The 26,930-nt window shown below is 61.1% G+C and carries 25 protein-coding genes and 2 riboswitches; of the genes, 19 read left to right on the top strand and 6 right to left on the bottom strand.

What is annotated here, in order from left to right; translation table 11 throughout:
- The first annotated feature begins 26 nt into the window (after positions 1–26).
- The 5 genes from CRO46_RS07925 (at position 27) to CRO46_RS07905 (ending at position 6,486) form a co-directional block, all read left to right on the top strand.
- Positions 27–3,209: a helicase-related protein gene (locus CRO46_RS07925; RefSeq protein WP_097106781.1), complete on the top strand. Its 3,183-nt coding sequence runs from the start codon at positions 27–29 to the stop codon at positions 3,207–3,209.
- An 11-nt stretch (positions 3,210–3,220) separates the two neighbouring features.
- Positions 3,221–3,610, top strand: coding sequence for an RNA-binding S4 domain-containing protein (locus CRO46_RS07920; protein WP_097106779.1), 390 nt, complete (start codon positions 3,221–3,223; stop codon positions 3,608–3,610).
- 274 nt (positions 3,611–3,884) lie between these two features.
- Complete coding sequence (fdxA, locus tag CRO46_RS07915; RefSeq protein WP_097106777.1) at positions 3,885–4,223, top strand: ferredoxin FdxA; 339 nt, start codon at positions 3,885–3,887, stop codon at positions 4,221–4,223.
- A 416-nt stretch (positions 4,224–4,639) separates the two neighbouring features.
- The gene (locus CRO46_RS07910) at positions 4,640–5,209 is read left to right on the top strand and encodes a CarD family transcriptional regulator (protein WP_097106775.1); all 570 of its coding nucleotides are present in this window, start codon (positions 4,640–4,642) and stop codon (positions 5,207–5,209) included.
- A 413-nt stretch (positions 5,210–5,622) separates the two neighbouring features.
- Positions 5,623–6,486 (top strand): RNA polymerase factor sigma-32, encoded by an 864-nt coding sequence (locus tag CRO46_RS07905; RefSeq protein ID WP_097106772.1) that lies wholly within the window; start codon positions 5,623–5,625, stop codon positions 6,484–6,486.
- Between the two features lie 147 nt (positions 6,487–6,633).
- Here the strand turns inward: CRO46_RS07905 and CRO46_RS07900 are convergent, their stop codons facing one another.
- From CRO46_RS07900 to thiB, 4 genes are all read right to left on the bottom strand, one after another.
- Positions 6,634–8,115 (bottom strand): M48 family metalloprotease, encoded by a 1,482-nt coding sequence (locus CRO46_RS07900; protein ID WP_244577820.1) that lies wholly within the window; start codon positions 8,113–8,115, stop codon positions 6,634–6,636.
- Between the two features lie 225 nt (positions 8,116–8,340).
- A complete protein-coding gene (locus tag CRO46_RS07895; protein WP_097106770.1) occupies positions 8,341–9,063 on the bottom strand; it encodes a thiamine ABC transporter ATP-binding protein in 723 nt (240 codons plus the stop codon).
- Positions 9,060–10,682, bottom strand: a complete 1,623-nt coding sequence (thiP, locus tag CRO46_RS07890; RefSeq protein WP_097106768.1) for a thiamine/thiamine pyrophosphate ABC transporter permease — start codon at positions 10,680–10,682, stop codon at positions 9,060–9,062. The genes CRO46_RS07895 and thiP overlap by 4 nt, the downstream gene beginning before the upstream one ends.
- Positions 10,683–10,698: 16 nt before the next feature.
- The gene (thiB, locus tag CRO46_RS07885; RefSeq protein WP_097106767.1) at positions 10,699–11,709 is read right to left on the bottom strand and encodes a thiamine ABC transporter substrate binding subunit; all 1,011 of its coding nucleotides are present in this window, start codon (positions 11,707–11,709) and stop codon (positions 10,699–10,701) included.
- Positions 11,710–11,748: 39 nt separating this feature from the next.
- A riboswitch (TPP riboswitch) is annotated at positions 11,749–11,857 on the bottom strand.
- 63 nt (positions 11,858–11,920) lie between these two features.
- Between thiB and CRO46_RS07880 the strand changes: the two genes are divergently transcribed.
- A complete protein-coding gene (locus CRO46_RS07880; protein WP_097106765.1) occupies positions 11,921–12,574 on the top strand; it encodes a thiamine diphosphokinase in 654 nt (217 codons plus the stop codon).
- A 2-nt stretch (positions 12,575–12,576) separates the two neighbouring features.
- Positions 12,577–14,412: an ABC-F family ATP-binding cassette domain-containing protein gene (locus tag CRO46_RS07875; RefSeq protein WP_097106764.1), complete on the top strand. Its 1,836-nt coding sequence runs from the start codon at positions 12,577–12,579 to the stop codon at positions 14,410–14,412.
- A 38-nt stretch (positions 14,413–14,450) separates the two neighbouring features.
- On the opposite strand, the gene CRO46_RS07870 is transcribed toward CRO46_RS07875, so the two are convergent.
- A complete protein-coding gene (locus CRO46_RS07870; RefSeq protein ID WP_097106762.1) occupies positions 14,451–14,825 on the bottom strand; it encodes a hypothetical protein in 375 nt (124 codons plus the stop codon).
- Between the two features lie 169 nt (positions 14,826–14,994).
- Between CRO46_RS07870 and CRO46_RS07865 the strand changes: the two genes are divergently transcribed.
- The 10 genes from CRO46_RS07865 to CRO46_RS07820 all read left to right on the top strand — a co-directional run bounded on the left by CRO46_RS07865 (position 14,995) and on the right by CRO46_RS07820 (position 23,812).
- The gene (locus tag CRO46_RS07865; protein WP_097106761.1) at positions 14,995–15,837 is read left to right on the top strand and encodes an AAA family ATPase; all 843 of its coding nucleotides are present in this window, start codon (positions 14,995–14,997) and stop codon (positions 15,835–15,837) included.
- A gap of 58 nt (positions 15,838–15,895) precedes the next feature.
- Positions 15,896–15,973, top strand: a riboswitch (SAM riboswitch).
- A gap of 54 nt (positions 15,974–16,027) precedes the next feature.
- The gene (locus CRO46_RS07860) at positions 16,028–16,960 is read left to right on the top strand and encodes a homoserine O-succinyltransferase (RefSeq protein ID WP_097106759.1); all 933 of its coding nucleotides are present in this window, start codon (positions 16,028–16,030) and stop codon (positions 16,958–16,960) included.
- A 112-nt stretch (positions 16,961–17,072) separates the two neighbouring features.
- Entirely contained in the window at positions 17,073–17,537 is a 465-nt protein-coding gene (locus CRO46_RS07855; RefSeq protein ID WP_097106758.1) for a GNAT family N-acetyltransferase, read from the top strand.
- Positions 17,538–17,629: 92 nt separating this feature from the next.
- Positions 17,630–17,860, top strand: a complete 231-nt coding sequence (locus tag CRO46_RS07850; protein ID WP_097106756.1) for a type II toxin-antitoxin system prevent-host-death family antitoxin — start codon at positions 17,630–17,632, stop codon at positions 17,858–17,860.
- A gap of 9 nt (positions 17,861–17,869) precedes the next feature.
- Positions 17,870–18,250, top strand: coding sequence for a type II toxin-antitoxin system death-on-curing family toxin (locus CRO46_RS07845; RefSeq protein ID WP_097106753.1), 381 nt, complete (start codon positions 17,870–17,872; stop codon positions 18,248–18,250).
- A gap of 94 nt (positions 18,251–18,344) precedes the next feature.
- Complete coding sequence (locus CRO46_RS07840) at positions 18,345–19,529, top strand: vWA domain-containing protein (RefSeq protein ID WP_097107626.1); 1,185 nt, start codon at positions 18,345–18,347, stop codon at positions 19,527–19,529.
- 80 nt (positions 19,530–19,609) lie between these two features.
- Positions 19,610–20,620, top strand: a complete 1,011-nt coding sequence (locus tag CRO46_RS07835) for an aldose epimerase family protein (RefSeq protein ID WP_097106751.1) — start codon at positions 19,610–19,612, stop codon at positions 20,618–20,620.
- 110 nt (positions 20,621–20,730) lie between these two features.
- Positions 20,731–21,318: a TRAP transporter small permease gene (locus tag CRO46_RS07830; RefSeq protein WP_244577819.1), complete on the top strand. Its 588-nt coding sequence runs from the start codon at positions 20,731–20,733 to the stop codon at positions 21,316–21,318.
- Between the two features lie 3 nt (positions 21,319–21,321).
- Positions 21,322–22,611, top strand: a complete 1,290-nt coding sequence (locus CRO46_RS07825; RefSeq protein ID WP_097106750.1) for a TRAP transporter large permease — start codon at positions 21,322–21,324, stop codon at positions 22,609–22,611.
- A 124-nt stretch (positions 22,612–22,735) separates the two neighbouring features.
- Positions 22,736–23,812, top strand: coding sequence for a TRAP transporter substrate-binding protein (locus CRO46_RS07820; protein ID WP_097107624.1), 1,077 nt, complete (start codon positions 22,736–22,738; stop codon positions 23,810–23,812).
- A gap of 71 nt (positions 23,813–23,883) precedes the next feature.
- On the opposite strand, the gene CRO46_RS07815 is transcribed toward CRO46_RS07820, so the two are convergent.
- Positions 23,884–24,381, bottom strand: a complete 498-nt coding sequence (locus CRO46_RS07815) for a tetratricopeptide repeat protein (RefSeq protein ID WP_179758990.1) — start codon at positions 24,379–24,381, stop codon at positions 23,884–23,886.
- A 118-nt stretch (positions 24,382–24,499) separates the two neighbouring features.
- Between CRO46_RS07815 and CRO46_RS07810 the strand changes: the two genes are divergently transcribed.
- Positions 24,500–25,885 carry a cytochrome-c peroxidase gene (locus tag CRO46_RS07810; protein WP_097106748.1) on the top strand — a complete coding sequence of 462 codons (1,386 nt, stop codon included), beginning with the start codon at positions 24,500–24,502 and terminating at the stop codon, positions 25,883–25,885.
- Positions 25,886–26,013: 128 nt separating this feature from the next.
- Positions 26,014–26,919, top strand: a complete 906-nt coding sequence (locus tag CRO46_RS07805; protein WP_097106746.1) for a PfkB family carbohydrate kinase — start codon at positions 26,014–26,016, stop codon at positions 26,917–26,919.
- The last annotated feature ends 11 nt before the right edge of the window (positions 26,920–26,930 follow it).

Raw genomic sequence — 26,930 nt, 5'->3', positions numbered from 1 at the left:
CGGTCTTGACCTGTATACGGACACCGATGCCCGCTTCCCCTAGCCATTCTCCAAAGCCCCTGATCCTGTCCGGACGCGGTGTCACCGCCGTGCTGGGGCCGACCAATACCGGAAAGACCCATTTCGCCATCGAGCGGATGGCGGCACACTCCTCCGGTGTCATCGGGCTTCCGCTCAGGCTTCTGGCGCGCGAGGTCTATGGCCGGATGGTGGAGAAGGTCGGGGTGAGCCACGTGTCGCTGATTACCGGCGAAGAGAAGATCACGCCGCCGGGCGCGCGCTATTCGGTCTGCACCGTGGAAGCGATGCCGCAGGAAACCAGCGCCGCTTTCGTCGCCATCGACGAGGTCCAGATCGCCGGAGATCTCGAGCGCGGGCATGTGTTCACGGACCGGATCCTGTCGCTGCGCGGGCGGGAGGAAACCCTGCTTTTGGGATCGGCGACGGTGCGGGGCATCCTCGAACAATTGCTGCCCGGACTCACCATTGTCGAGCGCCCGCGCTTGTCGGAGCTGCATTATGCCGGATCAAAGAAGATTACCCGGCTGCCGAGGCGCTCTGCGATCGTGGCCTTTTCGGCCGACGAGGTTTACGCGATTGCCGAGCTGGTGAGGCGGCAGCGCGGCGGTGCTGCGGTGGTGCTGGGCGCGCTGAGCCCGCGCACCCGCAATGCCCAGGTCGCGCTCTACCAGAACGGCGATGTCGATTACCTGGTGGCCACCGACGCCATCGGCATGGGACTCAATCTCGATGTCGATCACGTGGCATTTGCCCAGGACCGGAAGTTCGACGGCTATTCCTACCGGCAGTTGACGGCCTCCGAGTTCGGCCAGATCGCCGGACGGGCAGGGCGGCATTTGCGGGACGGAACCTTCGGCGTCACCGGACAGGTCCAGCCCTTGCCGGAAGAGCTGGTGCAGCGGCTTGAAAGCCATGTGTTCGAGCCGGTGAAGATCCTGCAGTGGCGCTCCAAGCAGCTGGACTTTTCAACGCTGAGAAACCTGCAGGCCAGTCTGGATCAGGTTCCAGCGGTCCAGGGGCTGACAAGGGCGGTGCCGGCGGTGGATCAGCGCGCGCTCGAGCACCTGGTCAATGATTTCGAAGTTCGTGACCTGGCCAGCACGCCGAAAAATGTTGCCACACTGTGGGATGTCTGCTCTTTGCCTGATTACCGGCGAATTGCGCCTGCGCAACATGCCGATCTGATTGCCACAATTTACCGCGACCTGATCCGGAAAGGCGAAGTCAACGAGGATTTTCTGGCAGAACAGGTTCGCAGAACCGATTCCACGCATGGAGAAATCGACACCTTGTCCGCCCGGATTTCACAGATCCGGACCTGGACTTACATTTCCAACAGACCTGAATGGCTTGCCGATCCGACACACTGGCAGGAAAAGACGCGCGAAATTGAGGACCGATTGTCCGATGCGTTGCATGAAAGGTTGACGAAACGCTTTGTTGACCGCAGGACATCTGTGCTCATGAGGCGCCTGAGAGAGAACGCGATGCTCGAAGCTGAAATCAGTGTAAACGGTGATGTCTTTGTCGAAGGACATCACATTGGACAATTGGCCGGATTCCGATTCATGGCGGATACATCGGCTGACGGGCCGGATGCCAAGGCCGTGCTAGCGGCTGCGCAAAAGGCACTGGCGCTGGAATTCGAAGCGCGCGCAGCGCGGCTGCATGCGTCCGGCAATTCCGATTTCGCCATCGGCACGGACGGAACCGTGCGCTGGCTCGGCGATCCGGTGGCCAAGCTTGCCAGCGGCGATCACATTCTAAAGCCGCGGACGATCCTGCTGGCCGACGAACAGCTGACCGGCGGCGCAAGGGATCTCGTCGCGGCGCGCGTCGACCGATTCGTCAATCATCATATCGCCACCGTGCTCAAGCCGCTCGACGACCTGACACGGGCCGAGGATCTCGACGGTCTGGCGCGTGGCCTCGCGTTCCGGCTTGCGGAAAATCTCGGCGTGCTGTTCCGGCGTGACGTTGCCGAGATGATCAAGGATCTCGACCAGTCGGCGCGCGCAAGCCTGCGCAAATACGGCATTCGCTTCGGCGCCTACCATATTTTCATGCCGGCGCTGCTCAAGCCGGCACCGGCGGAACTGGTGACCCTGCTCTGGGCGCTTGCCAATGACGGCTTCTCGAAACCGGGCTATGGCGACGTGACGCCATTGCTGGCGGCTGGCCGAACATCGGTGGCCACCGACCCGGCAATCGACCGCGAATTCTATCGCCTCGCCGGGTTCAGGTTCCTCGGCAAGCGCGCGGTCCGGATCGATATTCTCGAGCGGCTGGCCGACCTGATCCGGCCCGCGCTGCAGTGGAAGCCCGGCACGCAGGGCGCGCGTCCCGAGGCGGCCTATGACGGCCGGCGCTTCATCACCACGACCGGAATGCTCTCCATCCTCGGCGCCACCCAGGACGACATCGAGGAGATTCTCAAGGGTCTCGGCTACCGTGCCGACTCGGTACCTGCAGAGGAAGCGCAGGCGCATATTGCCGGTCTGGATGCGTTGCAGCCGGATGCGGGCAGCAAGGATGGGAACGGGCCGGTGGTCGAGGTCGTGGTCTCGCGCACTGCCGCCGACCGGCCGCACAAGCCTGCCGCCGCCGCCGACGGAGACCAGGCTGCCGTGCCGGCAGGCAATGCCGCATCTTCGGCCGCTAGCGAAACGCCGACAGCGAGCGAACTGCCCGTGACGGCCGAGGAAGCGGGCGCCGCGCCTGCTGAGGCTGCTGAGCATTCCGAGGCCACCGAGGCGGGTGCCGCAGGATCCAGCGAGAGCACCGGCATCGAGGCGCCCGAGACGGATGCTGCCGCGGAAAGCACGGAAGAGACGGAAGCACCGCGTCCGGTACTGCTGTGGCGTCCCGGCGGACGTCAGGATGCGCAGCGCGGGCCGCGCAATGCGCCCGGCGAGGGCCGGGGACGCCGCGATGGCGGACAACGCAATGCCCGCTCCGGCGAACAGCAGGAGGGCGAGGGCCGGCAAGGCAGGGGACATCGCGGAAAGCCGGGGCATCCCGGCAAGGGCGGCGCCGGCAAGGGTGCACCGGGACGCGGCGGCAAGGGCGGTCAGGGTGAGGCCAATCGCGGTGGTCGCAACGAGCGGCCACAGCGCAAGGAAAAGCCGCTAGATCCGGATTCGCCTTTCGCAGCGCTTGCGGCCCTTCGTGACCAGCTGAAGAAATAGGCTTCTGTCTGGTGGAACCGACGGCGCGACAACGGATCGACAAATGGCTGTTCTTTGCGCGGATCATCAAGTCACGGACCCTGGCGGGGAAGTTCGCGGCTGCCGGCAATGTCAGGGTCAACAGCGAAAAGATCGACCAGGCCAGCGTTCAGATCAAGCCGGGGGACGTTCTCACCCTTACCCAGGAGCGGCGCATCCTGGTGCTCAGGGTGCTGGGATGCGGGAATCGGCGTGGGCCGGCGCCTGAAGCCCAGTTGCTTTATGAGGACATCACGCCCAAGCCGGTGGCAGCCGGCGAGGCCAAGCCCGTCGCAGCACGAAGAGAGCCCGGGTCGGGGCGGCCGACCAAGCGGGACAGGCGAAAAATAGATCAGTTCCGCCATCCCGATGACGATGCATGAAAATCCCTTGACCCCGGGCGGTCTTGAGAAGCTCATTCGCCGAAACCGGATGTGGCCGCGAGGTTTGCCCAGCCCTGTACGGCTGCGGCGCTTTGGCAAAATCTGAAGTCTTGCAATGCGCGGTCAAAGCCGGTACCTCAGCGCCGTTGTTTGCTATTGCACGTGGCGTCTTGCACCGGTCGTCACGGACGCTGTAACGCTCTGAAGTGATGCACAACCGGCCGGCACGAGACAAGTGCTGTACGTGGCATGCATGGAGCCCCAGGAGAGACGTATGACCTATGTGGTGACTGATAATTGCATTCGCTGCAAATACATGGATTGCGTTGAAGTCTGCCCGGTAGATTGTTTCTACGAGGGCGAAAACATGCTGGTCATCCATCCTGACGAGTGCATCGATTGCGGTGTTTGCGAGCCGGAATGCCCGGCAGAAGCGATCAAGCCGGATACCGAGCCGGGGCTCGAGAAATGGCTCGAAGTCAACACAGAGTTTGCCGACAAGTGGCCCAATATCACCATCAAGCGTGATGCCCCTGCCGACGCCAAGGAGTATGACGGCAAGGACAACAAGTTCGAGCTGTACTTCTCTGCCGAGCCCGGCGAAGGCGACTGAGCGGAGCCAATTCCAGATTGATATTGCTGCAATGCGGTGGATTCAACTGTGCGCTGCCGCATGATTAACCAAATCGTAACTTGTTGCGACTCGCCACTTTTCGCCGCTCGCGCAAATCATTGATTTACACCATTTTTTGTGATACACATTATATTACTGACATCTTCAAGGCGCCGTCAGGGCGAAACAAGAAGCAAAAAACGGAAGCAAACGTCCCTCATAGCGGTAGCCCTCTCCTTGCAGCTCCACGCTGTCGGTTTGACATTCTCCGCGCGATGATTGCCTCTGGTTTTGCCTTGTCCAGCTCTCGAAAGCGTTGTCAGCGCGATGCGCCTGTCGGCAGTCGCAGGACCGGTCCGGGCAACCCATGTCCGGCTCCCAGTGTCCGTTTCCGTAACAGGGAGTTTTGAGAACGCATGACAACCCAGCAGAAAAAGCCTTCACAGAGACAGGGTTTCAAGACCGGTGAATCGATTGTTTATCCAGCCCATGGCGTTGGACAGATCGTTGCCATCGAAGAACAGGAAGTCGCAGGCCACAAACTCGAACTGTTTGTGATTGATTTTGAAAAAGACAAGATGCGCCTCAAGGTGCCAGTTGCAAAGGCTCTGTCCATCGGCATGCGCAAACTGTCGGAGACAGACTTCGTCGAGCGCGCCCTGAAGGTCGTCCAGGGCCGGGCCCGGGTCAAGCGGACCATGTGGTCGCGCCGTGCGCAGGAATACGATGCGAAGATCAATTCCGGCGATCTGATTTCGATCGCGGAAGTGGTTCGGGATCTCTATCGCGCCGAAAACCAGCCCGAGCAGTCCTATTCGGAGCGTCAGCTTTACGAAGCGGCACTTGACCGGATGGCCCGCGAACTGGGTGCCGTTAACAAGATGTCCGACACTGAAGCGGTGCGCCTGATCGAGGTCAACCTCAACAAGGGGCCCAAGCGCGGCAAAGCCAATGATGAAGATGGTGCCCAGGAAGAAGCTGCCTGATCTTCTGCCATCGTCACCCTGACATTTGAGCCCGGGCCGTCTGACGCGCCCGGGCTTTTTCGTTGTGCGGGCTCCTGACTGCCGGAGCCGTCGCGGTGTCGGGGAAGCGATCACTCCGGTTCGGCACGATGGCCTGCAGGACCCACCGGCGCGCATAGCGCTTCCCTCGCTGCGATGACCTGGAGCGGACTTCGATACTTTTGCTGCATACTTGAAGTATGCTGGTATTCGCAGGCTATTGCAGTCTTTTCACGTTTTTTCGGAACCATTCCGGCTCTCGCAACTTTTGTCTTCAGGGCTGTGCCTAGTCTTATTGTGTGTGGCGCTGTCAAAGCTTCTCGTCGGGCGTGGTGATCTGTTCTCGTTTGGCGCGCGTAGAACTAAGCGAAGAGCAAATTAGGCCGGAGGATGTGATGAAAGCGATATCCGCAAACAGGCAGATGGTTCGCGCAGCAATGGCCGCGCCCTATCTTGAACGCGATGAAGAGCACGATCTGGCTGTTCGCTGGAAAGACAAGAAGGACCAGGATGCGCTTCACCGCATTACCATGGCGCATATGCGGCTGGTGATCTCCATGGCGGCCAAGTTCCGGAACTTCGCCCTGCCGATGAACGATCTGATCCAGGAAGGCCATGTCGGGCTGCTGGAAGCCGCCGCCCGGTTTGATCCGGAACGCGACGTACGGTTTTCGACCTATGCAACATGGTGGATTCGGGCGTCAATCCAGGACTACGTTCTGCGGAACTGGTCCATCGTGCGTGGGGGTACCAGTTCGGCGCAGAAAAGCCTGTTTTTCAATCTGCGGCGGTTGCGGGCGAAGATTGCCCAAGATGACCCATCCCTCTCCGAGAGTGCGATCCAGTCCCAGATTGCCAATTCTCTTGGCGTCCACGCCAAGGACGTTGCAGTGATGGATGCGCGCCTGTCAGGATCGGATTCCTCTCTTAACGCGCCGATGTCGGCCGGCGATGATGGATCGTCGTCAGACCGCATGGACTTTCTCAAGAGCGAGGATCCCCTGCCTGACGAGCAAGTCTCGATGATGATCGACGAAGAGCGCCGGAATGTCTGGCTCGACGATGCACTCAACACGCTCAACCCACGCGAACTGCGGATTATCCGTGAACGACGGTTGAGCGAGGAGGGGGCGACGCTCGAATCGCTGGGGTCGGAACTCGGGATTTCCAAGGAACGGGTGCGGCAGATCGAAAACCGGGCGCTCGAGAAGCTCCGGACCGTGCTCACCGCGGAGACGCCGGAGATTGCCAGTCTGTAAGGCTCAGCGGTTTCGCGCCAACACCAGATGCCTATCGCGTTCAAACGGTTTCATTTGAACGCGATAGGCATTGCTTCACGATGTTAAGCCGACTTTTGCGCATCCCAATGGATGCGCGGCGCCGCAGCGGCGGTGGCCGGCGGGTGGTCACCTGTCGCTGACGATCTTGACCTTCTGGCCCGGTGACAGGGCCGTTCCCGGCGCAATCGCGTTCAGCAGCCTGAACAGGTCGTCCCGGCGTTCGACGCCACTCATCTGTGCGGCCAGAGAAGCGACGGTGTCGCCGGGTGCGACCGTGACTATGCGGATGCGCAAAGGCTGAATCTCGCGGATCTCCCGAGCCGACATCCGCTTGAACCCGGCGCGCACCACCGAGGCCGTTGCGTCGAGCTGGCTGCTACCCCTCTCGGCTGCCGTCAGGAACCGGTAAATACGGTCCTTCACCCGAATTACGGTGATGTCAAAGTCCCAACGGTCCGCGCTGGCGCGGGCCGTGGCCGCGGGCAGGTCGTCAATGCGGGTTTCCCGAATGGAATTGGGGTCGAGGCCTGTTACCCAGCCGGATGCTATGTAATCGGCAAGCGACTGGCGGCTGTCATCGGTCACTCCATCAAAGCGGATGGCGAGGTCGTTCGGTCCTGTGGCAAGCACGGCGTCGGCATTGTTGTCGATGCGGAAACCTGACGGCACCCGGAATTTTATACCCAGAACCGGATGCAGGAACTCTGTTCCTCGGACATACCCCTCGTTCGGGCTGTCGCCGAACAGCAAGCCATCAATGCCTTCAAGATAGTAATCGCGACCGCGGTCGCCGACACCTTCCTGACCGAATGCCCTGGCGTGGTTCCTGGCGAGCTCGACCCGTTGTGGAGCATTGGGGTGACTGGCAAGAAAGTCGAGGCTGGCGTCGGATTCCGGATCGTCCGAACTGAATCGCTGGTTGGCACTCATCGATTCGAGAAAACGTGGTGCCGCATAGGGGTCGTAGCCGGCTTCACCGAGCATTCTCACGCCAATGACATCGGCCTGCAGTTCCTGGTTGCGGGAAAAGGCAGCCAGCGACAGCTTTCCGCGCGCCACCGCCCGGCGACCGTCGATGGAATTGGCGAACAGCTCTTCCGCGACCTGGCCTGCAAGCTCGACTTCCTGTTCGCGGCGCTGCCGCTCGAGGCCATGGTTGGCGGTGACGTGGGCCATCTCGTGCGACAGCACGGCTGCGACTTCCGAGGCGTCATTGGCCAGGGCCAGCAGACCGCGGGTGACGTAGAGATAGCCGCCTGGCAGGGCGAAAGCATTGACGGCGGGGGAGTTGAGCACCGTGATGCGATAGGCCTGGCTCGGGTTTTCTGACACCAGCGTCAACGCGCCGACAATGCGCGCCACCAGGCGTTCGGTCTTGGCATCGCGGAATTCACCGCCATAGCTGGCGATGATGCGGGGATGCTCATTGGCGCCTATGCGCGTGCGCGGATCGGAAGCGGCGGCCTTTTCTGCGGTCTGCGGTGTGGATGACGGCTTGACCGAAGGCTCGTAGACATCGACGCCCAGTGTCTGGCAACCGGAGAGCAACGCTGCGCCACCAGCGGCAATCAACGCGATGCGAAGCTTGCTGCGGATGGAGATAGTCATATTAGTATGTGGCGCTGCTGTCTTGGCCATGATCCGGTCTATTGTTCTGTCATAATGATGCCGGGAGGAAAGCTGAAAACAAGCCGAAGCATGTGGCACCGGTCTATCCCAATTCGCGCCACTTCTCCAGTGACAAACACTCACGTCGAAATTGTGGCGCTGTGCAGATTTCTGCCCGTACCGCCAAGGGGTCAGGCCCTGTCGAACTCATAGGGAAGGGAAGACCTAAACAGGTCCCGAACCCAGATAGGCCTGCAGATCCGGCAGGTCTCGACGCTCAAAAAAACCGTCTGCAGGCGCATCTGCGGCTATGCGCCCCTTGGCGATGAACAGGATCTGGTCGGAGGCAGCCCGGGCTTCATCGGGGTCATGGGTGACCATCAGCACGGTTGCGCCGACCTCGGCCCGGATCTCCAGCATCAGTCCAAGCATATCGGCGGCCAGGCCGGGGCCGAGACCATCGAAGGGTTCGTCGAGCAGGAGAAGCGGACGCCGGCGGGCGAAGGCACGGGCGAGCGCCACACGCTGCCTTTCGCCGCCCGACAGAGTGGCTGGCATGCGCTTGCCGAAGCCTGCGAGGCCGACGCGCTCGAGCGCCTTGTCGACCTGCGTCCAGGCGGCTCTGTCCAGTTTCAGTGCGGGATCGAGGCCAAGGCCGATATTGGTCCGGATGTCGAGATGGGCAAACAGGTTGTTATCCTGAAACACCATGGAAATGCCGCGTTCGGACGGCGCGAGACCGGTGACGTCGCGTCCATCGAGGATTATCCTGCCGCTGGCCGGTGTCAGGAAGCCGGCGGCGAGATTTAGAAGGGTCGACTTTCCGGCGCCAGACGGGCCGAGTATGGCTGTCACCGTTCCCGACTGCCGGCGGAAGTCGAATGCAGCGCTCAGCTCTCCCATGCCATAGGCGACGCCGTCAAACGCGATTGCACGGTGTTGCCTCATCGGTCCACGCTTCCATTCCGGGTGCCAAGTTTCTCGGCGACAATCATCAGCGCCATGGTGATTGCGCCCAGCAACAATGCAAGGCCAGCAGCATCGGCCGTGCGGTAGCTTCCCAGTTTCTGGTACAAGAGCCAGGGCAGGGTCACAATACGATCGCTGCCAAACAGCGCGATGGCGCCCAGATCACCGAGCGACAGGGCCACTGCAAAGACAAAGCCGGTGGCAAAGGCTGGCAGCATGGCCGGAATGTCGATCTGTGATAGTCGGTGTCTGCCGACCACGCCGAGCGACACGGCCAGCCGCCCGTTGCGTTCAAGCGTATTCTGGTGCGCGGGCTCGAGAACCCGCATGACGAAGGGCAGCGCCATCAGCGCGTTGATCAGCACGATGACCATCAGCGGGGCGAGCAGCTGGCCTGCGCCGCCGCCGAGCAGGAGGAACCATCCTGCGCCAAGCACGACCGGGGGAACCAGCAAGGTCAGAGAGCCTGCAGCGCCGGACAGTCCGGCCAGCAGCCCCAGCGGAACGGAACGGGGCCGGTGTCCGGCAGAGTAACGGGCACGTACCAGACATGCTGCAAGCAACACTGACAGGGCCGCAGCAGAAATGCCGATCGAAAGGCTTGTGCCGGCCGCGCGCCAGAACAGCGCGTCGGTGAGCAAACGGGAGAGGTCGGCGCTCAACCCGGAGACGACCACGGCTGCCATGGGTGCACCGACGAATAGCCCGCCCAGACCAATCAACACCGCGTCAGGCAGAAGGTGCAGCCCGCCCTGGACGTCGGGGCGGTTGGTGCCGCCGCCCTTGGTCTCGCCCTCCTCTGCCGGTGTGCCGAGGAATTTGAGAACCAGCATCACAATCAGTGTCATGCTGATCTGGATGAGAGACAATAGCACGGCGCGGCCGGGATCAAAGTCAAAGCGCAGCGCCTGGTAGATCGCGACTTCGAGCGTGGTGGCCGCCGGTCCGCCGCCAAGCACCAGTACCAGCGTGAACGAGGTGGCGCAGAGCATGAAGACCAGCCCGGCGGCACTTGCTGCGGACCGGCGCATCGCCGGCCATTCGACCCGCCGGAACAGCGAGAGCCCGCTCATGCCCAGGTTGGCGGCGGTCTTCCAGTATTCCGGCGGCAGGCGTTCGAGCGCCGGCAGAATCAGCCGGACGGCAAGCGGCAGGTTGAAGAAGACATGGGCGAGAAGAATTCCGCTCAGGCCGTAGATCGAGAAAGGGGTTTCGGCGCCCATGAGCCCAAGCCCCTTGTTGGCAACACCATTGCGGCCCCAGACCTCAATCAGGCCAAGTGCGGCAACCAGCGGCGGCAAGCCGAGCGGGACGGCAAAGAGTTTGATCAGCCAGCGCCGCCCGGCAAAGTCTGGGCGGCGGGCAAGAGCGCGGGCGAGCGGCACCGCGAAGACAAGGCTGAGCAGTGTCGACAGGCCTGCCTGCATCAGCGTGAAGCGGGTGATCCTGATGAGATAATCACCCTGGTTAGAAGTCACTCCGGTAGACTCGCCATGGGTGAGGAGAACTGCGATCGGCACAGCGAGAGCCAGGCCAATCGCCATCAGCGCGGCAAGTCCTGCCGCGCGTGATGCGCGATGCTCGCCCCGGGTCAGCATGGTGGCGAGATCCGGATCAGCGGCTCATGGCGCCGAGCCATTCGTCGATCCAGGCTGCCCGGTTTTCCGCGACTTCTTCCGGTGTGTAGAGGAAGGTCTTCTTGGGCTCGACCAGTTTGCCGAAAGCTTCGGGAAGCTCCATGGTGATGGCCGCAGCTGGCAGCATCCAGTTGTTGGTGGGAATCACGTTCTGGAAGCCTGGCGTCATCACGAAGTCGAGGAATTCCCGTGCCAGATCCTTGTCCGGCGCATTGGCCAGCAGGCCGGCAACCTCGATCTGTAGATAGTGGCCCTCGGAGAACTCGGCTGCCTGGTAACGGTCGGTTTCTTCCGCCACCATATGGTAGGCGGGCGAGGTGGTATAGGACAGAACCATCGGCGCCTCGCCCGAAGTGAACAGGCCATAGGCTTCCGACCAGCCCGGTGTCACTGTCAGCACGCGGCTGGCGAGCTTCTCCCAAGCCTCGGGCGCATCGTCGCCATAGACCGACTTCACCCAGAGCAGCAGGCCCAGGCCCGGTGTCGAGGTGCGTGGATCCTGAATAACGATCTTCTGCTCCGGCTCACCATCGACCAGGTCCTTGAGGCTTGCGGGTGGATTGGCAACCGTCTCGGTGTCGTAGACGACGGCGAAATGGCCGTAGTCATAGGGGATGAAGGTGTCATCGCTGAAGCCGCCCGGAACAGTGACAGCCTTGGTGTCGAGGCCATGGGCCTCAAAAAGACCGGTGGCCTTGGCTTCTGCGACGAGATTTGTGTCGAGGCCGAGCACCACGCCGGCCTCGGCGTTGTCGCCTTCCAGCTTGAGACGATTGAGCAGCGCCACGCCATCGGCGACGCCGACCCAGGTGAGATCGCAACCACACTCGGCCTCAAAGGCGGCCTCGATTTTCGGGCCGGGGCCCCACTCGGCGATGAAGCTTTCATAGGTGAAGACCGTCAACGCCCTGTCGGCGCTGCTGGCGGGACCTGCGATAAACGGGACAACAGCTGCAAGAGCAGCGGGAATGAAACGAGATATGCGCATGGATTGCGCCTCCTTTTCTCAGAAATGACAGGAATAGGCGCGATGGGCACGTCTAATCCCTCCGCCGGTACAAACCGGATCAGGTTCTTCGGGTTGACCATGCGGTCTCTCAGCCTGGCGCAGACACCCGGCACCCCGTTAGAGCAGGATCAGACATAGAATTTCTTCCAGACGCTGGCAAGTGCGGCCAAAACTGCTATTGGCTTGCGCCATGAGATCCAATTCAACATTCGCAGTCCTGCTTGGCGGGACGCTCGAGATCGATGACCGTGTTCTGGAATTGATACAGGGGGCACGGGTGATCGCTGCCGATGGCGGTATGCGCCATGCCCAGGCTCTCGGCGTACTGCCAGAAGTGTGGGTCGGGGATTTCGATTCGACGCCCGACGGGCTGTCCGAGTTTCATGCCGCTACGCCGCGGATGCCGTTCCCGGCCGAGAAGAACTTCACCGACGGTGAACTGGCAATCGAACAGGCAATCGAGCGCGGGGCCACCCGGCTGGTGCTGATCGGCTCCTTCGGCGGTGAACGCACCGACCATGCGCTGTCTCACCTGCTGCTGGCAGTAACGCTGGCCGAGCGTGGCTTTGAGGTGGTGCTGACATCCGGGCAGGAAGAGGCGGTACCGCTGCTGCCGGGCTTGCGGGAACTCGATCTGCCCGCCGGTTCGCTGTTTTCCGTCATCGCGTTCAGTGCCCTGACAGGGTTGAGCCTGAGAGGGGCGAAGTATCCGCTCGACCAGGCCGATATTGCATTCGGCGCCTCGCGCACCATCTCCAATGTGGCCCAAGGGCCTGTGACCGTCAGACTAAATGCCGGTCGCGCCCTGATCATCGCCCGTCCCCATGATTTTTCCGGAGCATGAGCATGGCGCCTCCCATTCTCAAACTTGACGATATCGGCCTTTCCTTTGGCGGCACGCCGCTGCTTGACGGGGCCGAGCTGCAGGTCGAGCCCGGCGACCGGATCTGCCTTGTCGGCCGCAACGGCTCGGGCAAATCGACGCTTCTGAAGATTGCCGCCGGACAGGTCGAGCCGCAGTCGGGCGAGATCTTCCGGCATCCGTCCTCGACTGTCCGCTACCTGCCGCAGGCACCGGATTTCGAGGGGTTCGACACGGTTCAGGCCTATGCGGAAGCCGGGCTCGGCCCCAATGATGATGTCTATCGTGTCACTTATCTGCTTGAGCATCTGGGGCTCGACGGAGACGCCGATCCGCAGACGCTCTCGGGCGGGGAAGCCCGGCGGGCGGCGCTGGCGCGGGTGCTGGCGCCGGAGCCCGATATCCTTCTGCTTGACGAGCCGACCAACCATCTTGATCTGCCGACGATCGAATGGCTGGAAGAGGAATTGCTGCGAACCCGCAGCGCGCTTCTGGTGATTTCGCATGACCGGCGCTTCCTCGAACGGGTCAGCCGGATCACGATCTGGCTCGACCGCGGCCGGTCGCTGCGGCTCGACCGCGGCTTTGAACATTTCGAGGCCTGGCGCGATACGGTGCTGGAAGCCGAGGAGCTGGAACAGCACAAGCTGGGCCGCCAGATCGAGCGCGAGGAACACTGGCTGCGCTACGGCGTGACGGCGCGGCGCAAGCGCAACATGCGGCGGCTGTCGGATCTCAAGACCATGCGGGCCGAGCATCGCGGCCACAAGGGCCCGCAAGGGCGGATCAATGCGCAAGTGGCCGAGGGCCGTGATTCCGGCAAGCTGGTGATCGAGGCCGAAGGCATCTCCAAGCGCTTTGACGGGGCGGATCCGGTAGTGCGCGACTTCTCGATCCGAATCAATCGCGGCGATTGTATCGGTATCATCGGCCCGAATGGTGCGGGCAAGACGACGCTCCTGAAGATGCTGATCGGCGAACTCGAAACCGACACCGGCTTCGTGCGGCATGGCTCGAAGCTCGACATCGCGGTGCTGGACCAGCGCCGGGACGTACTCAATCCGGACGAGACACTGGCGCATTATCTTACCGATGGGCGCGGTGACAGCCTGATTGTCAATGGCGAGGCCAAGCATGTCACCGGCTACATGAAGGATTTCCTGTTCCAGCCGGAGCAGGCACGGACGCCGATCCGAAATTTGTCGGGCGGCGAGAAGGCCCGGCTGGTGCTGGCGCGGATCCTGTCACGTCCGTCCAACCTGCTGATCCTTGACGAACCGACCAACGATCTCGACATGGAGACGCTGGACCTGCTGCAGGAGGTCGTTGCCTCCTATTCCGGCACGGTGATCCTGATCAGCCATGACCGTGATTTTCTCGACCGCACGGTGAATTCGACGCTGGCGCCGGCCGATCCCGTGGACCCCGACGGACGCTGGATTGCCTATGCCGGCGGCTACTCCGACATGCTGACCCAACGCGGAACCGAGGCGAAGGAAAAGAAGGCGCGGGCTGCGCAGGAAGCGGCCAGCCGTCCTGCAGCTGCCACCAAGTCACAGGCTGGAGGCCGGGACAACACGCGAAAGCTCTCCTACAAGCAGAAATTCGCGCTGGAATCGCTGCCCGCAAAGATCGAGGAAGCGCAAGCCAAGCTCGCCAAGGTCGAGGCGGAGATGGCTGATCCTGCCCTGTTTGCCAAGGACCCGAACGGGTTTGCCACTCGCGCCAAGACCCACGATGCCCTCAAGGCCGAGATCGAGGCGATGGAAGGTGAATGGCTGGAACTTGAAATGATCCGCGAGGAAATCGAAGGCGGCTAAGGCTGCAGGCGCGGCCGCATTTCCGCGCCCGGCTTCCGTCAGTCGGCCTGTGTCACAGAGGCGATGACGAAGGTGTGGAGTTCATCCGCCCCGTGGTCGCGAACAGAGATGTATTCCCCGGTCTTGAAGACGTGGTTGGAAAGCCGGTAACCGGTTTCGTCGTCATTGTCGTCGGCGGGATCATAATCGAAGGCCCAGCCGCCTTTCGGATGATGGACCAGATAGCCCAGCTCGGAGCGTTCTCCATCCCAGAAGCGGATCACCGTGCATGCCGATGGCACCTTTTCCCAGGCTTCCCTGTCGAGACGGCCGTCTGCGTCGAGCGGCGCATGGATGTCGTAACCGCGATGAACGTTGCCATCGGGGAAATCCTTGTTGCGGGCCATGACCAGATGAATGTGGTAAAGCGTCATCTCGTTCTCCCATAAGCGAAGTTCCAAGCTCACGCCCATCCTGTGCCATTGACGGCGATGATGCTTTGATCTGGCGCAAACCGTGTCAGCGGGTTGCGTCCCGGGCCCGAGTATGGTGTTGAAGACCCCATGAAACCAAGCTGCCTATGATGCGGCACATGGAGGGTACATGCAGTTTGAAGGCACTTCGGCCTATGTGGCGGAAAAGGATCTCACCGTAGCGGTCAATGCGGCCATCAAGCTCGAACGGCCACTATTGGTCAAGGGCGAGCCGGGGACCGGGAAAACCGAACTTGCCATCCAGATTGCCCGGGCGCTTGGCCTGAACCTGATCGAATGGTCGGTGAAATCCACCACCAAGGCGCAGCAGGGCCTCTACGAATATGATGCGGTCAGCCGGTTGCGCGACAGCCAGCTCGGCGACGAGCGGGTCAATGATGTTTCCAACTACATCCGCCGTGGCAAGCTGTGGGAAGCCTTCGTTGCAGAGAAGAAAACCGTGCTGCTGATCGACGAGATCGACAAGGCCGACATCGAGTTTCCAAACGATCTGCTGCAGGAACTCGATAGGATGGAGTTCTTTGTCTACGAGACCGGCGAAACCATCCGCGCCCGTCACCGGCCGATCGTCATCATCACATCCAATAACGAGAAGGAGCTGCCCGACGCGTTTCTGCGCCGGTGTTTCTTCCACTATATCCGCTTCCCGGACATGGACACGCTGCAGCGTATCGTCGATGTGCATTATCCCGGCATCAAGCAGGCGCTGGTACGTGAAGCCCTGACCCAGTTCTATGAGGTCCGCGAGACGGCGGGACTGAAGAAAAAGCCGTCGACCTCGGAAGCGCTCGACTGGATCAGGCTTCTGGTCTCCGATGATGTAGAACCGGAAACATTGCGCGGCGATGCGAAGAACGCCTTGCCGAAACTGCACGGAGCCTTGCTGAAGAACGAACAGGACGTGCATCTGTTCGAGCGGCTGGCGTTTCTGGCGCGGCAGCGGGGCGCCTAATTCCATCCGTGCCGTGGGGCTGCCTGACAAGATTGACCTCGGTGGCGCGCGTGACTAGATTGGTGCCCGTGGTGATTTGGCCGGCCGGCTTGCAGCCACGTTAAACAACTCGCTAAATGGCCGACGGGCATGTTCCCACCGGACCGGTAGCGTTTTTTTCGCGGCCGGTTTTTTGTTGGAGCAAAGTGACATGCCGATCCGTATTCCTGATGGTCTTCCCGCCCGTGATGCGCTGGTGCGCGAGGGCGTGCAAATCATGGATGAATCGATTGCCATCAGGCAGGATATTCGCCCGTTGCATATCGGGCTGTTGAACCTGATGCCCAACAAGGTCGCTACGGAAACCCAGATTGCCCGACTTATCGGCGCGTCACCCTTGCAGGTGGAACTGACACTCGTGCGGATCGGCTCACACAGAGCCAAGAACACCTCGGAAGAGCACCTGATCAATTTCTACAACACCTGGGACGAGGTGAAGCACCGGAAATTCGACGGTTTCATCATCACCGGGGCGCCGATTGAGACCATGCCGTTTGAGGATGTGACCTATTGGCAGGAGATGGAACAGATCCTGGACTGGACGACCACCCATGTGCATTCAAGCTTCTTTGTCTGCTGGGGTGCGATGGCGGCCGCGTGGCACTTTCACAAGGTGCCCAAATGGTCGCTCGACGAAAAGGCGTTCGGGATCTACCGTCACCGCAATCTCAATCCCGCCTCGCCCTACCTGATGGGCTTTTCGGACGATTTCCAGGTCTCGGTATCGCGTTGGACAGAAGTCCGGCGCGAGGATCTGACCCCGGATTTCGAAGTCCTGATGGAAAGTGAGCAGACCGGGCTCTGCCTGTTGCATGAAGCCTTTGCCAACCGGCTGTATATTTTCAATCACATCGAATATGATTCCGGCACATTGGCGGAAGAGTATTTTCGGGATGTCGAGGCCGGCAAGCCGATCAAGCCGCCGCATCATTATTTTCCCGATGACGACCCGCAGAAGAAACCGTCGAACCGCTGGCGCAGCCATGCCTTCCTGCTGTTCGGCAACTGGATCAACCAGGTTTACCAGACCACGCCTTTCGACATCCAGGAGATCGGCACGGATCGTCTGACTGCCGCGGGCTGACCGGTGAAGCGATCACGGAGTTTGATTTGACCCATCATCGGCGCGTGTGATTACAGATTAACTCACTTTAGCGCGCGGAGCAGTGGACGCGTGGGGATTTTGGGGGACTGAAATGACCGGGACCATGGAAATTCGGCCGATCACCTCAGCCGACGAGTCCGAATGGCGGCGGCTCTGGACGCTCTATCTCGAATTCTACGAGTCGCGTGTTCCCGAGGAGGTCTACCGGAGCACCTTGTCACGAATTGCCGGGGAGCATGAGGTTGGCCAGGCTTCGTTTTACGAGCCGCGCGGCATGCTGGCACTGGTCGATGGAAAACCCCAGGGACTGGTGCATTACATCTACCACCGGCATGGCTGGAAGATAGAGCCGGTCTGCTATCTCCAGGACCTTTATGCATCGCCTGACGTCCGTGGCACCGGCGTTGGCCGTGCACTGATCGAGGCAGTTTATGCGCAGGCCGATGCCGATGGCTGCCCGAGCGTCTACTGGATGACGCAGGAATTCAACGCTACCGCGCGCAAGCTCTACGACCGGATCGCAACGCTGACGCCTTTCATCAAGTACAGCCGCTGACGCGTGATGCGATGGCTGCTCGAGAATTTTGGCTGAATTGGCTATTTTGGCTAAGTTGTACAACGCGACAGGTTGTTGACTGGAGAACGGCGATGAAAGTCATGCAGGCAAGTGAAGCCAAGAACCGTTTCGGTGAGCTGCTGGAAAGCTCTGCATCGGAGCCTGTTATGATTCGCAAGAATGGCCGAGATGTGGCTGTCGTCGTGTCAAAAGCCGAGTACGACCGCAGGGTTGCTCAGGTTTCCAAGCAGGAGCTTGTGCGCCGCTATCACGAGGAAAGTATCGAGGAATTCGGCGGCCTCTACGAAGAACTGGCCAAGTAGCCTCAGACGATGGGCGAGATACTCTATCTTGATATGGCCGACGTGCTCGCTCTTCACGCCCGGCAGGCCGAAAGATTTGGTGGCGCTGACGGCATTCGCGATGCGGGATTGCTGGATGCTGAAATAAACCGCCCGCAATCAGGCTATTATTCCAATATTTTTGAGCAGGCGGCAGCGCTTTGGGAAAGCCTGACGATGAACCATTGTTTCGTTGACGGCAACAAGCGGGTCGGCTTTGCAAGTGTCTACGTGTTCCTGCGTCTGAATGGAGTGCGCATTGCCGCATCTGAAGCCGAAACTCTCAGCTTCATTATCCGAAGCATCGAAACCGGTAGCTTTACCAAGGACAATCTTGATACTTGGCTAAGGGCAAATACAGTCGGCTCGTGAAGCGAGCGAAGGCCGCAAGCCTATTTTGAGGCTGAAGCCAAACGGCAGTCAAAGCGGTTGGCAACTGATGCGCATTGCGGCTAATGTCGCGCGCATGTTTCTGCCGTTTTTTCTTGAGCTCAAAGCCGCAAAAGTACCGGTCTCGCTGCGCGAATACCTCACCCTGATGGAGGGGCTGGACGCGGGACTGTCGCTTTATGACGTGGAAGGCTTCTATTACCTCGCGCGAGCGGCGCTGGTGAAGGACGAGCGCCACATCGACCGCTTCGACCGGGTGTTTTCGCATTACTTCCGCGGGGTCGAGGCGGTCAGCGGCGAGAGCGGCGTCGATGCCCAGAACCTGCCCGAGGAATGGCTCCGGCGGATGGCGGAGAAGCACCTCAGCGAAGACGAAAAGAAGCTGATCGAATCGCTTGGTGGCTTCGACAAGTTGATGGAGACGCTGAAACAACGGCTCGAGGAACAGCAGAAACGGCACCAGGGCGGCTCAAAATGGATTGGCACCGCCGGTACCTCGCCCTTTGGCGCCTATGGCTACAATCCCGAAGGTGTGCGGATCGGGCAGAAGGAAAGTCGTCACCGACGGGCGGTCAAGGTCTGGGACAAGCGGGAGTTCAGAAATCTCGACGACAAGGTCGAACTCGGTACCCGCAACATCAAGGTGGCCTTGCGGCGTCTACGGCGCTGGGTGCGCGAGGGGGCTGCCGAAGAATTCGATCTTCCGGGCACCATCCAGTCGACGGCTGAGCATGGCTGGCTCGACGTCAAGACACGGCCGGAGCGACGCAACGCGGTCAAGCTTCTGATGTTTTTCGATATCGGCGGGTCGATGGATGACCATGTCAAGGTCGTCGAGGAGCTGTTCTCGGCGGCACGGGCCGAATTCCGGCACATGGAATATTTCTACTTCCATAATTGCCTCTATGAGGGAGTCTGGCGTGACAATCGACGGCGGCGGCAGGAATTGCTGCCGACGGCGGAGTTGTTGCGCACCTACGGTTCGGATTACCGGGTGATCTTTGTCGGCGATGCGGCCATGAGCCCCTACGAGATCGTCTCTGCCGGCGGATCGGTGGAGCACTGGAACGATGAACCCGGTCAGGTGTGGCTGACACGCGTGCTCAACCATTTCCACAAGGTGGCCTGGCTTAATCCGACACCGGAAGCCTATTGGCAGCACACCCATTCCACCGCCCTGATCCGGCAGCTCTTCAGCGACCGGATGTTTCCGATGACGCTGGCCGGGCTGGAAGCGGCGACGCGTCAGCTGACCCGCTGACAAAGGCTTGCGCCGCACCCGAAAGCCGGGCATGGCTTTCATTGGGACAGCGCAAACTGATCGACGGGGAGACTGCCAGGATGATTGAACCATTCGGCCAGACGGCGGACGGCCAGACCGTACACCGGGTGACGATCGCGGGCGGCGGGTTGAGCGCGAAGATCATGACCTGGGGCGCCACGCTGCAGGATCTGCGGCTCGAAGGCCACGGCGCGCCGCTGACGCTCGGGTTTCCGGATTTTGACAGCTATCCCGCGCATTCGCCCTATTTCGGCCAGACCGCGGGCCGGCATGCCAACCGGATTGCCAAGGGTCGTTTCGTGCTGGATGCAACAACCTATCAGCTTGAGTGCAACGAGCGCGGCGTGACCCATCTGCATGGCGGCAGCGCCGGCATCGGCAAGCGGCTGTGGACACTGGAAAGCCACGGCAGCGATTTCGCCGTGTTCTCGATCGTCGATCCCGACGGCCAGTCGGGATATCCCGGCACTGCGAAGACCGAGGCGCGGTACGAGTTGCGTCCCGGCGGCTGTCTGGCGATCACCTATACCAGCGTCACCGACCGGCCGACGCTCGTCAATGTCGCCCATCACAGCTATTTCACGCTCGATGATGCCGGCGATATCCTCGATCACGAACTTATGATGGCGGCCGATCATTATCTGCCGGTTGACGAGGATCTTATTCCGACGGGCGAGATCCGTGCGGTGGCAGGCACGGACCACGATTTCCGTGAGCTGCGCCCGATCCGTCGCGAGGGTTCCGATGGTCAGCAGGTGGCTTACGACCACAATTTCTGCCTGTCGCATGAGCGCCAAGCGGTCCGCACGATTGCACTGCTGCGGTCGATGCGCTCGGGTCTCGCCATGGAGCTTCGCTCGACCGAACCGGGTCTGCAGCTCTATACCGGCTTCAAGATCGCGACGCCGGTTGCCGGCCTGACCGGGAAACCCTATTCCGCCTGCGCCGGGCTGTGTCTCGAAACCCAGAGCTGGCCCGACAGCCCTAACCATGCGGGCTTTGCCGGCGCAGTTCTGCGGCCGGGCGAAAAACGGGTTCAGCACACCGAACATGTGTTCATCCGCAGCTGAAATGCTTCAGCAAAGACTTGACAGAGGCTGTGAAATAGAAGCCCATGTCAGAAGTCTTATATAAGACTGCGGAGCGAGTTTCGGGGTAGGGCCTGGGGAGGACCAAGACCATGACGGTTATACTGGCGTTGCTCAAGCCGCTGGCGGCTTTCAACACGCTGCTCTTGCGCCTGGGCCGGACCTTTGCCTGGGTGGCCATGGGTCTGATGGTCCTGATCATCATCCTGCAGGTGTTCTTTCGCTACATCGTTGGCAGTGCCCTGGCATGGCCAGATGAGGGTGCGCGCTTCCTGATGCTGTGGATGACGGCCTTGATCGCACCCTCCGCCTATCGCTGGGGCGGGTTCGTCTCGATCGAGATGGTCAAAGACCTGCTGCCGGCGCGGATCGGCTCTTTCCTGGGGCTTATCCTGCTTGCGGTTTCGCTGAGCGTGCTGGTTTACGGTTTTCAGCTCGGACTCAATCACGTCAAATCGGGCTGGCTGTTCAATTCGAGCTCCCTGAAGCTGCCGCTGGAGTTTCTCGGGCTGGGGCTGGTGCGGATCAAGCTCGCCTGGATGTACATGTCGTTGCCGGTCGGTCTGCTGCTGATGTGCCTGGTCAATGTCGAGCTGTGTCTGAAGGCCTGTGCCCATGTCATCGACCCGGAGGCCCACCTGCCCGATGACCGTGACCGCGTTATCGTGGCGGTGGAATAGGTCATGCTGTTCTTCTTCCTTCCCCTGTTCCTGATCTTCCTGATGATCGGCCTGCCGGTGTTCTTCGGCATGTTGGCAGCCCCTGGCTTCCTGCTCTGGCTCAATGGCCAGGAGCGCGACCTGGCGCTGCTCTATCGCAATGTCTACACGGGCATGGATTCGTTCCCGCTGATGGCGATTCCGTTTTTTATGCTAGCCGGCGAGCTGATGAACCGTGGCGGCATCACCATGCGGATCGTCGAGTTCAGCCAGGCAATGATCGGGCATCTCAAGGGCGGGCTGGCGCATGTCAACATCCTGTCATCGATGCTGTTTGCCGGTCTGTCCGGGTCGGCTGTCGCGGATGTTTCTGCATTGGGCTCAATGCTGATTCCGGCGATGGAAAAGAACGGCTATAGCCGCAAGTTCGCGGCGGCTGTGACCGCGGCCTCTTCGGTGATCGGGCCGATCATCCCGCCGTCGGGGATCATGATCATCTATGCCTATGTGATGGGCGAATCGGTGGCGGCGCTGTTCCTAGCCGGCATCGTTCCGGGCATTCTCGTCGGCGTCGGATTGATGAGCGTGGTAGCCTTGCTTGCCCGGCGGCACGGCTTTCCCGTTGCCGCGCGCAAGGCGAGCTGGCCTGAGCGCGGGCAGGCGAGCCTGAAAGCCTTCTTCCCTCTGCTGACGCCGGTCATCATTCTGGGCGGCATCCTGGGCGGGGTGTTCACGCCGACGGAGGCCTCCGCGGTGGCCGCGGTCTATGCCCTGATCGTGGCGATGTTCATCCTCAAGACCATGGCATGGGCAGACCTGCCGAGGGTTTTGACCAAGGCTGCAATGACGACTTCGGTGGTGCTGCTCCTGGTGGGGGCGGCGATGGCATTCAAGACCGTGGTCAGCCTGTCGCACACGCCGGAGATCCTGGCCAATTTCATTCTCGGCCTGTCGGACAATCCCTATATCCTGCTATTCCTGATCAATGTGCTCCTGTTCATCGTCGGGATGTTTCTCGACGCGGGGCCGGCGATCATCATCCTGGGGCCGATCCTGGGGCCGATCTTTACCGATCTCGGGGTTCATCCGGTGCATTTCGCCATCATCATGAGCGTCAACTTGACGGTGGGGCTGGCGACGCCGCCGATGGGGCTGGTGCTGTTTGTCACTTCAAGTGTGTCGGGCGAACGGGTGGAAACCATTGCCAAGGCAATACTGCCGTTTCTGCTGGTCGAAGTCATCGTGATCTTCCTGATCACCTTCATCCCGCAGATTTCGCTGTTCATGCCGCAATTGTTCGGTTTTGCCCGGTGACTGTCATGCGGGCGACATCGAAGGCCGGACAAGTGTTGTGGTTGACAAGTCCGGATGCGTCATCAATCTTATGTCTTATATAAGACAAGAAGGAAAATAGATCTCAACGGGAGGGTTATCGATGATCTTGAACAGGGCAATGAAAACACTGACGGCGGCTGCACTGGGGCTGGCGGTTCTGTCGGGGGGCATGATATCGGCCGCCCAGGCTGCCGACATCAAGCTGCGGGCGACGGCGAACTCGAATGAGAACGACGAGGACTATGATGGTCTGATCGTGTTCAAGGATTATGTCGAAAAGGCTTCGAACGGCGCCATCGAGGTGGAGCTGTTTATCGGAACGCAGCTCTGTTCGACCGGGGCTGAATGCCTGCAGGGCATCGCTGACGGCTCGATCGACATCTACATTTCCACATCCGGCGGCGCTTCGGGGATCTTCCCTTACGTGCAGGTTCTGGATCTGCCTTACCTCTTGCGCGACGACCGGATTGCCGAAGCCGTGCTGACCGAGGGCACCTTTACCCGGGCGCTGCGCGAGCAAATGCTGGCCGATTCGGGCGGCATGATCCGGCTGATGACGATCGGCAACACCGGTGGCTGGCGCAATTTTGCCAACACCAAGCGGGAAATCCGCTCGCCGGCCGACATGGAGGGGCTGAAGATCCGCACCGTGGTGGCCGATCTGCCACAGGAACTGGTGCGCTCGATGGGCGCTTCGCCGACCCCGATTCCGTGGCCGGAACTGTTCACCTCGTTCCAGACCGGCGTGGTTGAAGGCACCCAGAACGGTATCACCGACATCATGGGCATGAAGTTCCCTGATGCCGGCTTGAAATACCTGACGCTCGACGGACACTCCTACATGGGCGCGCTGTGGTACATGAACAATGACCGCTTCATGAGCATGGACGAGAACCTGCGCCGGGTGGTGGTCGATGGTTTTGCGGCGCTGCAGCAGGCAACATTCGCCTCGCCGAAGCGCAAGTCGATCGAGGCCTACAAGGCCTTCGCCGAGGACGGTGGTTCGGTCTATGTGCCGACAATGGAAGAAAAAGCCCAGTTCAAGGAAGCCGCAGCGCCAGTGTTCGAATGGTTCAAGTCCAATGTCCAGGGCGGCGCAACCTTCTATGACCTGCTGGTCGCGGAAGCCGCAAAGGCCTCCGAAATGATCGACAGCGGCGCGATGAAGGACATGCAATAAGGCCGTGGTGCCATAGCCGCGATGACAAGGCCGCCCGGTTCACACCGGGCGGTTTTTCGTTGATGACCGGTTTAGCGGAACGGGTACATCCAGGGACGGTAATCGTTGATCAGCACTTCGGCGCGGCGGATCTGCTCTGCCGTCATTTTCTTTGCGACTTCCTCGATCGAAATGGCTGCATCCGGATCGCCGCCGATGGCGGAAAGGCCGTACCAGAGATAGGCGCGTACCAGATCGACCGCGGTGCCGCGGCCGACTTCAAAATACCAGCCGACACCCGATTGCGCACCGGGATGGCCTTTCATCGAGGCGCGCAGATACCATTCGAAGGCGCGTTCATCATCGCGTTCGACGCCAAGGCCCATGGCGTACATGACGCCGATCAGTTCCTCAGCGTCGGCATTGCCGGAGCGGGCGGCCGGCAGGAACTCGGCCATGGCTTCCTCGAATTTGTGGCTTTCCATCAGCACGCGGCCCTTCTCGATTTCGGCCTGTGCAGGAGCGGCGATGGCCAGCGCGAGGCCCAGGGCCATGAGGCGGGTTTTGGCATTTGCAAGCGGAAGGTTCATTTGCCATTCTCTCGATATTCATTCGTGATGCCGACAATAGGGGCCTCGTGTCCGGGGTGGCAAGATGATGTGGCAACGGGTGTTGGCGGTGCGTCACCGGTTTTGGGAGGAACGGGAGATGAGCGGAGAGGAACTGCCTGACTGGCGAAGTGATGTGCTGCGCCACCTTGCCGCTGGCCGCACCCTGCTTGCGGCTATCCTGTTCGGCTTGGCTGGGCTCGTTGCGCCGGCCAAAGCTGACAGTGTCACCCCATTCCCCGAACCGCTGCGCGAGGCGGATTTTCATGACTACGATCCGCGACTCGCGAAGATCGGCCAGTTGCTGTTTTACGATCCAGTGCTGTCGGGCAATCGCAATATCTCCTGCGGCACCTGTCATCACCACGATCTCGCCTCAGGTGACGGCCTGCCGCTGGGTGTGGGAGAAGGCGGCATGGGCCTGGGGCTCAAGCGGACGACCGGTGAGGGCGCGGACCGGATCGAAAAGCGGGTGCCGCGCAACGCATCGGCGCTGTTCAATCTCGGCGCCCGCGAGATCCGGGTGCTGTTTCACGACGGCCGGCTGAGCATCGACGACATCTTCGGCAACGGGTTCAACTCTCCGGCGGAGGAATACCTGCCGGAAGGCCTCAAGGGGATACTGGCGGCGCAGGCGCTGTTCCCGCTGACGTCGGAAACCGAGATGGCCGGCAACCCGGAGGAAAACAAGGTCGCGGGGGCGGCCTATGACCGGATCGACTATGTCTGGCCGCTGCTGGTCGAGCGGGTGCGTGGTATTGACACCTATGTCGAGCAGTTCCGCGAGGCGGATCCCGACCTCCGCGGGCCGGGAGATCTCACCATTACCCATATTGCCAATGCGCTGGGAGATTTCGTCAATTCCGAGTGGCGCAGCATGGACAGCGCGTTCGACCGCTATCTTGCAGGCGATAACGCAGCGCTTGATCCTGCGGCGCTGGCCGGGATGGAGCTGTTTTACGGCAAGGCGCAATGCGCAAGCTGCCACGCGGGCAAGCTGATGTCGGACCAGGAGTTCCATGCGCTGGCGCTGCCGCATTTCGGTCCGGGCCGGACCCGGCGGTTTGATCCCTATGTGCGTGATGTAGGGCGGATGGCGGAATCGGACCGGCTGGAGGACGCCTACAGTTTCCGCACGCCGATGCTGCGCAATGTGGCGTTGACCGGGCCATGGGGCCATAACGGGGCCTATGCCACGCTCGAAGGTATTGTCCGGCATCACCTCGATCCGGTGACAGCGCTGGACGGCTGGACGCCGGAATTGGTAAAACTGCCGCCCGACGAGCGCTTCGCCCGCGTGGATTTCATCTCCTTCGACGACAAACGGGAACGGGAGCGGCTGCGGGCGAGGGTCGATATCGAGCCGGTGACGCTTTCCGATCGCGAAGTCTCGGATCTCATCGCTTTTCTCGAGGCCTTGACGGGTGAAGCCAAAGGCCGGCTTGGGCGGCCGGCCGCAGTGCCGAGTGGTCTTCCGGTGGATTGAGATCAAGTTCATCCCTTTCAGCGGTCTACGGCGGGCGATTAGCTCTTGTGTCTTATATAAGACTTGATAGAGTCGTGCCGCGGAGGGTGCTTTTCGCAACCTCGATGCGCCAGGGATACTAGCTTGCAATGACAAAGATCGTGACCACCGGGGTCGCCGTGATGGATTTCGTTTTTCATCTCGACGAGATGCCGAGGCTGGCTGAAAAATACCGGGCGAAGGGTGCTGAAATCACCGGAGGCGGCGGCGCAGCCAATGCGGCGGCTGCAATTGCACGGCTGGGCGGTCATGCGATGCTGGCGAGCCGGCTCGGCTCGGACCAGGTGGCAGAGATGATTGCCGCCGGGCTTGAAGCCGACGGTGTCGATTGCTTTATGCTGAAGCAGTTCGAGGGGCGGCGGTCCTCGTTTTCCTCGGTGTTTATCGATCAGGCAGGAGAACGCCAGATCGTCAATTTCCGTGATCCCGAACTGCCGATGGATGCAGACTGGCTACTGGCCGCGTTGCCGGAGGATTTCAACGCGGCGCTGGCGGACACTCGGTGGCCGGATGGGGCCGAGGTCCTGATGCGGGCAGCACGCGAGCGTGGGGTACCCGGCGTACTGGATGGCGAAGCACCGATACGCGAGGCGGAAACCGCGCTGCAACTGGCGAGCCATATCGCGTTTTCGGCGCAAGGGCTGCGCGACTGGGCTGAGCACGAGGATCTCGACACAGCGCTCAACGATGTTGCGGCGGAAACCGGCGCGTTTGTGTGCGTTACCGATGGCGGAAACGGCGTGAATTGGCGGCATGGCTCAGCGTCGGGCTTCGAGCCTGCCTTTGCGATCACGCCGCTTGATACGCTGGGGGCGGGCGATGTCTGGCACGGCGCCTTCGCCCTGCTGCTAGGGGAAGGGGCATCACCGCCCGAGGCGATCCGCTTTGCCAGTGCTGTCGCCGCCATCAAGTGCACCCGGACCAATGGCCGTGACGGTTATCCGACACGTGCAGAAACCGAAACATTCATGAAAGAGGCCCAGCCATGCAGCTAAGCGCGGGAAAG

The sequence above is a fragment of the Parahoeflea halophila genome (assembly GCF_900220985.1).
Taxonomy (GTDB): domain Bacteria; phylum Pseudomonadota; class Alphaproteobacteria; order Rhizobiales; family Rhizobiaceae; genus Hoeflea; species Hoeflea halophila.
This window is presented reverse-complemented; position numbering and strand designations above follow the sequence as displayed.

Coding starts and splice junctions, on each gene's coding strand:
- CRO46_RS07925 (WP_097106781.1), top strand. CDS start 27: ATGCCCGCTTCCCCTAGCCATTCTCCAAAGCCCCTGATCCTGTCCGGA.
- fdxA (WP_097106777.1), top strand. CDS start 3,885: ATGACCTATGTGGTGACTGATAATTGCATTCGCTGCAAATACATGGAT.
- CRO46_RS07910 (WP_097106775.1), top strand. CDS start 4,640: ATGACAACCCAGCAGAAAAAGCCTTCACAGAGACAGGGTTTCAAGACC.
- CRO46_RS07905 (WP_097106772.1), top strand. CDS start 5,623: ATGAAAGCGATATCCGCAAACAGGCAGATGGTTCGCGCAGCAATGGCC.
- CRO46_RS07900 (WP_244577820.1), bottom strand. CDS start 8,115: ATGACTATCTCCATCCGCAGCAAGCTTCGCATCGCGTTGATTGCCGCT.
- CRO46_RS07895 (WP_097106770.1), bottom strand. CDS start 9,063: ATGAGGCAACACCGTGCAATCGCGTTTGACGGCGTCGCCTATGGCATG.
- thiP (WP_097106768.1), bottom strand. CDS start 10,682: ATGCTGACCCGGGGCGAGCATCGCGCATCACGCGCGGCAGGACTTGCC.
- thiB (WP_097106767.1), bottom strand. CDS start 11,709: ATGCGCATATCTCGTTTCATTCCCGCTGCTCTTGCAGCTGTTGTCCCG.
- CRO46_RS07880 (WP_097106765.1), top strand. CDS start 11,921: ATGAGATCCAATTCAACATTCGCAGTCCTGCTTGGCGGGACGCTCGAG.
- CRO46_RS07875 (WP_097106764.1), top strand. CDS start 12,577: ATGGCGCCTCCCATTCTCAAACTTGACGATATCGGCCTTTCCTTTGGC.
- CRO46_RS07870 (WP_097106762.1), bottom strand. CDS start 14,825: ATGACGCTTTACCACATTCATCTGGTCATGGCCCGCAACAAGGATTTC.
- CRO46_RS07865 (WP_097106761.1), top strand. CDS start 14,995: ATGCAGTTTGAAGGCACTTCGGCCTATGTGGCGGAAAAGGATCTCACC.
- CRO46_RS07860 (WP_097106759.1), top strand. CDS start 16,028: ATGCCGATCCGTATTCCTGATGGTCTTCCCGCCCGTGATGCGCTGGTG.
- CRO46_RS07855 (WP_097106758.1), top strand. CDS start 17,073: ATGACCGGGACCATGGAAATTCGGCCGATCACCTCAGCCGACGAGTCC.
- CRO46_RS07850 (WP_097106756.1), top strand. CDS start 17,630: ATGAAAGTCATGCAGGCAAGTGAAGCCAAGAACCGTTTCGGTGAGCTG.
- CRO46_RS07845 (WP_097106753.1), top strand. CDS start 17,870: ATGGGCGAGATACTCTATCTTGATATGGCCGACGTGCTCGCTCTTCAC.
- CRO46_RS07840 (WP_097107626.1), top strand. CDS start 18,345: ATGTTTCTGCCGTTTTTTCTTGAGCTCAAAGCCGCAAAAGTACCGGTC.
- CRO46_RS07835 (WP_097106751.1), top strand. CDS start 19,610: ATGATTGAACCATTCGGCCAGACGGCGGACGGCCAGACCGTACACCGG.
- CRO46_RS07830 (WP_244577819.1), top strand. CDS start 20,731: ATGACGGTTATACTGGCGTTGCTCAAGCCGCTGGCGGCTTTCAACACG.
- CRO46_RS07825 (WP_097106750.1), top strand. CDS start 21,322: ATGCTGTTCTTCTTCCTTCCCCTGTTCCTGATCTTCCTGATGATCGGC.
- CRO46_RS07815 (WP_179758990.1), bottom strand. CDS start 24,381: ATGAACCTTCCGCTTGCAAATGCCAAAACCCGCCTCATGGCCCTGGGC.
- CRO46_RS07810 (WP_097106748.1), top strand. CDS start 24,500: ATGAGCGGAGAGGAACTGCCTGACTGGCGAAGTGATGTGCTGCGCCAC.
- CRO46_RS07805 (WP_097106746.1), top strand. CDS start 26,014: ATGACAAAGATCGTGACCACCGGGGTCGCCGTGATGGATTTCGTTTTT.